Here is a 1,041-nt window from a genome sequence, read left to right on the forward strand (position 1 = left end):
ATTCTAATTCACGAAGATAGACATTGTTGTCCAAATCGACCGCATGATAGCTGTCCCGGCTGCGTGAGCTACGCAGGCGGGACAATGTGAGCGGGATCGTGGCGGCCCGGAATTACGACGCTGGCCTCTCCGGCCAGAGGATCTCGGCGGCTCCCGTGCCCGGCTCCGGCCGGCAGCCGCCCGGCGGATCCTGGAACCTCGCGGCGTTCGAGCGCCATCGCGCCGCCTATCTGGCGAGCGCGCGCCGCATCCTCGGCTGCCCGGCCCAGGCCGAGGACGTTGTGCAGGACGTGCTGCTCCGGCTCATCGCGGATCCGCCTGAGGCCGCGGATGCGGTCCAGGCCGCCTATGTCGGGCGGATGGTGCGCAACCTCGCCCTCGACCGGGCTCGGCGGCAGGGCTTCGAGCGGCGCCTGTTCACCGGCCTCGATGCCGCCCCGGATCCGGCCGACCCGGGGATGGGAACCCCCGAGGCGGCCGCGGCGTCGCGCGAATCCCTGCGGCAGGTGGAGGCCGCGGTGGCCGAGCTGCCGGAGCCGGTGCGGACCGCCTTCCAGCTCCACCGGGTCGAGGGCGTTCCGCAGATCGAGATCGCGGCCCGGCTCGGGGTCTCACGTGCCCTGGTGTGCGGCCTCGTGCGCCGCGGCCACCTGCACTGTCTCGCGGCCCTCGACCGGCGCTGCGCCGCCTGTCCGGCGCGCGCCGACGCACCACGCGAGCATCAGCGCCAACCCGATCCCGTCGGCCAGGAACTCGGCCGCGACCCGGCTGGCGAGCACCCCCGTATAGCCGAGGAGCGGCGGCAGGATCAGGAGCGGCGGGATCAGCGCCAACCCCTGCGCCGCCAGCGACACGGCGGCGGCCCGGCGCGGCGCGCCGATCGCCTGGAACAGGGTCGCGGCCGTGAGCTGTAGGCCCACCGGCATGAAGGCCACGGCGAAATCGCGGTGGCGCGCGCACCCTCCCGGGGGGCCCCGGATCCTGCGCGAACAGGCCCGCGAGGGGCTCGGCCCGCACGATCATCAAGGCGCCCACGATGGC

The 1,041-nt window shown here is 73.8% G+C and carries 1 protein-coding gene; it reads left to right on the top strand.

Translation table 11 applies throughout. The annotated features are described in order from the left end of the window. Positions 1-86 precede the first annotated feature (86 nt). The gene (locus tag I53_RS20500) at positions 87-914 is read left to right on the top strand and encodes a sigma-70 family RNA polymerase sigma factor (protein WP_251982388.1); all 828 of its coding nucleotides are present in this window, start codon (positions 87-89) and stop codon (positions 912-914) included. Positions 915-1,041 lie beyond the last annotated feature (127 nt).

Origin of the sequence: Methylobacterium sp. B1 (assembly GCF_000333255.1) — a bacterium.
In the GTDB taxonomy this organism is placed as follows: Bacteria; Pseudomonadota; Alphaproteobacteria; order Rhizobiales; family Beijerinckiaceae; genus Methylobacterium; species Methylobacterium fujisawaense.